This is a genomic window from Ligilactobacillus sp. RTP31139st1_D10_RTP31139_211217, from assembly GCF_040226755.1.
Lineage (GTDB): Bacteria > Bacillota > Bacilli > Lactobacillales > Lactobacillaceae > Ligilactobacillus > Ligilactobacillus animalis.
On record NZ_JBCOAR010000014.1, the window covers coordinates 39,926 to 40,350 of the forward strand.

Consider the following 425-nt stretch of genomic DNA (forward strand, 5'->3'; position numbering starts at 1 on the left):
TGGCCCGAGACCTTCAAAACTTGACCGGGTATGATCAAATTACTGCTCAAGTTATTCAAATTCTTCAATTCTTGTAAACTCATGTTGTGGTTAACTGCGATGCGGTACAAAGAGTCACCTGCTTTGACCGTATACGTCCCATTGCCACTTGTTTGGGCTTGATTTGAGTTTTGTGATGTATTTGTATTCGTACTTGGCTGATTCGTAGTTACTTGGCCTGAAACTTTTAAAACTTGACCTGCAAAAATCAGATCGCTACTCAAGTTATTCAAGCTCTTCAATTCTTGCAAACTCATATTGTGGTTTTTAGCGATCCGGTATAAAGAGTCACCCGTCTTGACGGTGTAAGTCCCATTGCCACTTGTTTGGGCTTGATTTGAGTTTTGTGATGTATTTGTATTCGTACTTGGCTGATTCGTAGTTAC

General features: G+C 40.2%; 1 protein-coding gene. It reads right to left on the bottom strand.

The annotated features are described in order from the left end of the window. A partial coding sequence (locus ABT996_RS08525; RefSeq protein WP_349924663.1) for a LysM peptidoglycan-binding domain-containing protein occupies positions 1–425 on the bottom strand: 425 nt, incomplete at both ends.